General features: G+C 68.8%; 7 protein-coding genes. All 7 read right to left on the bottom strand.

Features of this window, described 5'->3' with window-relative positions:
* Positions 1 to 339, bottom strand: a 339-nt coding sequence (locus tag AC1DXV_RS29755; RefSeq protein WP_477937044.1) for a DUF4870 family protein, incomplete at its 3' end; no start/stop codon positions are given.
* Positions 336 to 716 carry a phosphoribosyl-ATP diphosphatase gene (locus AC1DXV_RS29760; protein ID WP_477865780.1) on the bottom strand — a complete coding sequence of 127 codons (381 nt, stop codon included), beginning with the start codon at positions 714 to 716 and terminating at the stop codon, positions 336 to 338. The genes AC1DXV_RS29755 and AC1DXV_RS29760, both read right to left, overlap by 4 nt.
* Positions 713 to 1,111: a phosphoribosyl-AMP cyclohydrolase gene (hisI, locus tag AC1DXV_RS29765; protein ID WP_477865781.1), complete on the bottom strand. Its 399-nt coding sequence runs from the start codon at positions 1,109 to 1,111 to the stop codon at positions 713 to 715. The genes AC1DXV_RS29760 and hisI overlap by 4 nt, the downstream gene beginning before the upstream one ends.
* Entirely contained in the window at positions 1,108 to 1,557 is a 450-nt protein-coding gene (locus AC1DXV_RS29770; RefSeq protein WP_477865782.1) for an NUDIX domain-containing protein, read from the bottom strand. The genes hisI and AC1DXV_RS29770 overlap by 4 nt, the downstream gene beginning before the upstream one ends.
* Entirely contained in the window at positions 1,554 to 2,432 is an 879-nt protein-coding gene (locus AC1DXV_RS29775) for an ATP-binding protein (protein WP_477937046.1), read from the bottom strand. Before AC1DXV_RS29775 ends, AC1DXV_RS29770 begins: the two co-directional genes overlap by 4 nt.
* Before the next feature lie 728 nt (positions 2,433 to 3,160).
* Positions 3,161 to 5,974, bottom strand: coding sequence for a PAS domain-containing protein (locus tag AC1DXV_RS29780; protein ID WP_477937048.1), 2,814 nt, complete (start codon positions 5,972 to 5,974; stop codon positions 3,161 to 3,163).
* A gap of 49 nt (positions 5,975 to 6,023) precedes the next feature.
* On the bottom strand, positions 6,024 to 6,388 hold a 365-nt coding region (locus AC1DXV_RS29785; protein WP_477937050.1), incomplete at its 5' end, for a metallophosphoesterase family protein.

The following is a 6,388-nucleotide window of genomic DNA, read 5'->3' on the forward strand; positions in this document are numbered from 1 at the left end:
GCCCTTGACGAAGCGGTAGAGGAACCAGATCGAGATGACGATGTAGGCGATCATGCCCGGCAGCAGCAGCAGGAACCACAGCGGCAGCGTCAGCACGTACAAGGCGCCCATCCACAGCACGCTGCGGATGCGCCAGCGGAAATGCGACTCCTGCCAGGTGCCGGCCGCCTCGTCCTTCTTCACCAGATCGAGGATCAGCGCGACGATCAGCAGCGTGATCGATGCCTGCGCGCCTGGCAGCACGGCCCCCACCGCCACGATGGCATGCAGCAGATAGCTGATGTGGCCGATCGTCTTCAGCGACTGGTCACGCTCAGGGGTATTCACCACGTCGTTCATGTTCCGTCCGCCTCTCGGGTTTGCAACTTGCGCGCGGCGAATTCCTCGAGGCCCGACAGGCCCTCGCGCCGCTCCAGCTCGGCCAGCACGTCGGCCGGTGTCAGGCCGAAGGCGCTCAGCGCGAGCATCGAATGGAACCACAGGTCGGCGACCTCGTAGACGATCTTCTGGCGGTCGCCGTCCTTGGCGGCCATCACCGTCTCGGTGGCCTCTTCGCCGATCTTCTTCAGGATCGCATCGGTGCCCTTGTGGAACAGCCGGGCGACGTAGCTCTTGTCCGGGTCGCCCTGGCGGCGCGACTCGATCACCGCCGCCAGCCGGGCCAGCGTGTCGTTGCCGTTGCGGGGGGTGCTCACCGCGGTTTTCACATCCGTCATTTGTAGATCGTCCCGGGGTCTTTCAAGACCGGCTCGACCGTGTGCCAGGCGCCGTCCTTGTAAAGCTGGAAGAAGCAGCTGTGGCGGCCGGTGTGGCACGCGATTCCAGGTTCACCGGGCGCGTGGCCACGCTGCGTCACCTTCAGCAGCAGCACGTCGTTGTCGCAATCGAGGCGCATCTCGTGCACCTGCTGCACATGGCCGCTTTCCTCGCCCTTGTGCCACAGGCGCTGGCGCGAGCGGCTGTAGTAGACCGCCTCGCCGAGTTCGGCGGTGCGGGCCAGGGCCTCGCGGTTCATGAACGCGAACATCAGCACGTCGTTGCTGCCGACCTCCTGCGCGATCACCGGCAGCAGGCCTTGCGCATCCCACTTGATCTCGTCGAGCCAGCTCATCGGGCGAGTGTATCCGTCGCATAAGTCGGGCCCGAGAACCCGCGCTCCTCGGCGAACCAGGCCAGCACCGGCACGGTGCCCGGCAGCACCGGCTGCACCTGCACCGGCAGGTCCTGCCAGGCCATCTGCTGGGCCTCGCGCATCTCGAACTCGCCGGTCCACGCGAACACCTTGCAGAAGTGCAATCGCACGCGGGCATGCGGGTAGTCGACGATCTCGACCTTCCACGGCAGCACCGGCCCGATCGTGATGCCGATCTCCTCGTGCAGTTCGCGGCGCAGTGCCTGCTCGACGGTTTCGCCGGCCTCCAGCTTGCCGCCGGGGAATTCCCAATAGCCGGCGTAGACCTTGCCTTCGGGCCGGCTGGTCAGCAGGAAGCGGCCGTCGGCATCGATCAGCACGCCGACGGCGACCTCGACCGGCGTGCGCTCGGCATCGGCGCTCATGACGCGTGCCGCCCGGCGTAGTCCTTCGCGAACTGGAACGCGACGCGCCCTGAGCGCGACCCACGCTCCAGCGCCCACACCAGCGAGGGCTGGCGGGCGGCGGCGATCTCGGCCTCGCCGACGCCGAAGCCGCGCAGCCATTGCGCGACGATCGCGAGGTATTCGTCCTGGCTGAACGGGTAGAAGCTGACCCACAGCCCGAAGCGTTCGCTCAAAGAGATCTTTTCCTCGATCACTTCGCCGGGGTGGACCTCGCCATCCTCGGTGTGCTGGTACGTGAGGTTCTCCTTCATGTATTCGGGCAGCAGGTGGCGGCGGTTGCTGGTCGCGTAGATCAGCAMGTTGTCGGAGGCTTGCGAGACCGAGCCGTCGAGGATGGACTTGAGGGCCTTGTAGCCGGGCTCGCCTTCATCGAAGCTGAGGTCGTCGCAGAACACGACGAAGCGTTCGGGCCGCTCGGCGACCAGGTCGACGAGGTCGGGCAGGTCGACGAGATCGGCCTTGTCGACTTCGATCAGGCGCAGGCCGCGATCGGAGAACTCGTTCAGGCAGGCCTTGATCAGCGAACTCTTGCCGGTGCCGCGCRCGCCGGTCAGCAGCACGTTGTTGGCGGCGTGGCCGGCGACGAACTGCGCGGTGTTGCGCAGCAGGCGCTCCTTCTGCGGCTCGACCTCGACCAGTTCGTCGAGGCGCACGTGGGCGACGTGGCGAACCGGCAGCAACTGGCCCGAGGCCCCACGCCGGCGATACCGAAACGCGATCGACGCGGACCAGTCGGGCGCGACCAGCGGCTGCGGCAGCACCGCCTCCAGCCGTGTGAGCAGCGCCTCGGCGCGTTGAACCAACTGCAGCAACGTGTCGGGAGCGAGAGACATGCAAGACCGCCGGGGCTGTGCCGGCACCTGGGCTGGAACGGGGCCGTCAGTGTACTGGGCGGCTATTGCGCGGCGCGTCACGGCGCGTCGCGTCGCGTCGCGGCGGGTGAGGGGATGGGCTGGGGGCTCAGCCTCGGCGGTCGGCCCTGGCGGGCCGACTCCACGCAGAAGATCGGCTTTGGGGATGCATCGGCAAACTCCCTCCACTCACTTCGTTCGTTGTGGTCAAACAGTGCCGATGAGTCAGTCTACGAAGCGCGCTGGCGCGCGCCATCCCCAAAGCCGACCTTCTCCGTCGCCTCAGAAGTCGCCCCCAACCCATCCCCTCACCCGCCGCGCCGCTCAMCACCAGCCGCTCTTGTTGGGGGGAAAAGATTGAAGTGACCGACAGCGCGCCGTCGCTCGCATGCTCGTCGGTCACTTCAGTCTTTTCCCCCAAAAACAGTGTGGCGGTGCTGGCGAAGGCGCGGGTGGGGAGGCTGGGGAGCGCCAATAGGGACGGGGCGCCGGAGCTGGCTGGTTTCATGGCCCGCGTGCGCAGCACGCTTCGTGAACTGACTGTCGCCCACTGTTTGACCACAACGAACGAAGTGAGTGGCGGGAGTTTGGGCGACGGGCCATGAAACCGGCCAGCGCAGGGGAGTCATTGCCCCGCCAGGGGCAATGACCGCACTGGCCGGCGAGCCCCAGCCTCCCCACCCGCGCCTTCGCCCGACAAGAAAGATCAACTAGCGGCCAGCAACAACAGCCGAACGAGGCGCACACCGGTACGTCCCCCGCCCGGCCTCCTTCGCCTCATACAACGCCTTGTCAGCCAGCGCCATCAACGAACCCTCGGTGCTGTCGTCGCCTTCGTAGAACGAGATCCCGATGCTCGTCGTCACGCGCAATGAATGGCCCAGCACCCGCTGCTCCGCCGAGATCGCCGCCAGGATCTTGCGGGCCAGGAAGTGCGGCTCGTCCACCGTGTTCAGGCCCTCCAGGATCACGACGAACTCGTCGCCCGCCAGCCGCGCCACCGTGTCGGTCTTGCGCACGCTCGCCACCAGCCGCTGCCCGAAGGTCTTCAGCACCTCGTCGCCGCCCGCATGGCCCAGCGTGTCGTTGATGCCCTTGAACTTGTCGATGTCCATGAACATCAGCGCCATCGGCCGGCCACTGCGCCGGCAACGCGACATCGCCTCCGAGAAGCGCTCCTCGAACTGCCGCCGGTTCGCCAGGCCCGTCAGCGCATCCACCCGCGCCAGCGTCTGCAGCTGGCGCTCGAATTCCTTCTGCGCCGAAATGTCGTTGGTCAGGCTGTACACGCCGATCACCTGGCCCTGCGCGTCGCGGTGCGGCAGGTAGTTCACCTGGAAATGCCGCGGCCCCTGCCCCAGCACCGCCACCGTCTCGAACTGCACCGTCTCGCCACGCAACGCCCGCTCGATCTGCCGCTGCCGCAGCGCCATCACCTTCGGCGGCAACACGTCCTGCATGCGCCGCCCCAACGCATCGGCCACCGGGATGCCCGTCCAGGCCTCGAACACCGGGTTGCAGAACTGGAAACGCAGGTCGGTATCGACATACGTGATCAACGCCGGCACGTTGTCGGTGATCGTGCGCAGCCGCGCCTCGCTCGCGGCCAGCTGCGCCTGCGCCTGGTGGCGCTCGGTGATGTCCATCACCATGCCGTAGACACCGGCGACGCTGCCGTCCGGCCGCCGCTCGGGCACGTACTCGACCAGGTGGTGGTGCTCGCGGCCGAGCCAGTGACCGTGCCGCTCGTAGCGCACGCGCTCGCCGCGCAGCGCGGCCTCGATGTGCGGCGCGATCGAGGCAGACACCTCCGCCCCGAGCACGTCCTGCATGCGCTCGCCGATCATCGCCTTCGGGTCCAGGCCCACCATCGGCAGGTAGCACGCGTTCGCGAACTGGTAGCGCAGCTCCGCATCGACATGGAACACCAGCGCCGGCAGGTTGTCCGACACCATCTGCAGCCGGCGCTCGCTGCGCGCCAGCCGCTGCGCCAGCGGCAGCACATGCGAGCGCAACAGCCACGCCCCCACCACCACCAGCACCACCAACAGACCCGTCAGCAGGCGCAGCCGCGAGCGGATGTAGCCGAACAGCTCGCCGCTGTCGGTCTTGATCACCAATCCCAGGTTGACGCCGCGCAGCGGGGCATAGCCGGCCTGCACCGGCACGTCGCGCAGGTCGCGCACCGAATCGGAGCCCGACATGCCGAGCAAGGCCTTCGAGATCGGCAGGAAGGGCTGGCCATCCGGCTGGTAGATCGCGATGTGGCGACCCGCCTCGTAGAAGCGGCTCGGCAGGCACACCGCGTCGTCGTCGATGCGCGCACACAACAGCGCATCGGTCGAATCGTCGCCGTGCTGCAGGTCGTACAACAGCCCCGTCAGCACGCCCAGCCGGCGCTCCAGCATCAGGCCGCCGACGCGCTCGCCGTTGCGCTCGACCGGCAGCTCGCTGTGCAGCACCAGCCCGTCGTCCCACAGCAGCGTCGAATGGCCATCGCCCAGCGGCAGCGCCACCGGAGCCACACGCAGCCGCGACGATCCCGCCTCCAGCAACGATTCGTCGCGCCCGTTCTGCACGCGCAGCGCGCTGAAATCCTGGCCCAGCACGCTCGATGCCAGCTCACGCAGGTCGTCGAAGGCCTGCGCATCGGTCGGCTTCACGGCCAGCTGCGCCAGCGCCCGCTGCAGCGCGAGCTGGCGCGACACGCTCTCGGCAATCTCGATCTCCTGCTTCAGGCTGTGCGCGAAGGCGCCGGCATGGCCGCGCGCCGCGGTCTCCAGCCCATCGGCCACCGTCATCTTGTAGGCGCGCTGCATCAGCGCGAAGCCCGCCACGCCCGACACCACCGCCACCACGCCGAGCACGCCGACGGCGGTGCGCGTGATGCGGTCTTCCGGGCGCTCACCGGTCGATTCGCCGGCCAGCAGGCTCGACCACAAGGCCAACCCCAGCACCACCAGCATCGCCATCACGGCCGCCGACATGCTGTTGAACGCCAGCAGCTTGTACATCGCCTGCAGGTCGAGCACGTAGCCAGCCAACGCCGACAGCCCGACCGCCAGCGTGCCGTACACGCTGCATGACACCAGCAGGCCGCGCCAGCGCAGCGCCGGCCAGTGCTGCAGCCCCAACGCCAGCCCGGCGAACAGGAATCCGAGGCAGGTGTTCGGCGCCAGGCGCCCCGGGTGGGACGAGCTCGTCTGCAGCGCGCTGTGCAGCGCCGGCAGGTCGATCCCCAGGTCCACCCCGCCCAGTTGCTCGGCCAGCACCAGCACGGGCAGTCCTGTCAGGAACGCCGCGCACCAGGCCAGCCGGCGCGACGGCACGCGCGGATCGCTCCACAGCGCGAGCGCGGCCACCACGCCCAACAGGCCGGCGTTGAGACTGGCCGGCACGGCATTCAGGAACAGCCGCGCCAGCTCGACGCTCCCGCTGAGCACGCCGGCCACCACGCAGACGCCGACGCCGGCCAGCCACAGGGCGGCCAGGCGATGGAGCGGTACGCGGGGGAGGATCGACATGGCGGCAACGGTGCGCCGCCACGCGGAGCTTTGCCGGATATCGGCGCCGTCAACCGGATTCTTGAGCGCCCGGCAGCGGCAACACCGCCGCGTCGGCCACCGCGAAGACCCGCTCCCCCGGCGCCGGCCGGATCGTCTTCAGCCCGGTGAACGCACCGAAGGCCGGCAGCACGCCGACGCGCGCGCCGAACCAGAAGCACGGCAGCCGAACGTGATCGTGCGGCCGCCCGCCCAGCACGATGCCCGGATGCAGGTGGCCCGCCAGCACGTAGGCGCCGTCGTGCGCCACCGGGTGGTGGCACAGCGCCAGGCCGTCGACGCGCAGCGGCTCGTCGACGACCTCCATGCGCGCCCAGGCGGGCGGGTCGCCGGCATGCGCGTCATGGTTGCCGCGCACCAGCGTCAGATGCAGGT

It is taken from the genome of Rhizobacter sp. P3_C12 (genome assembly GCF_056402735.1).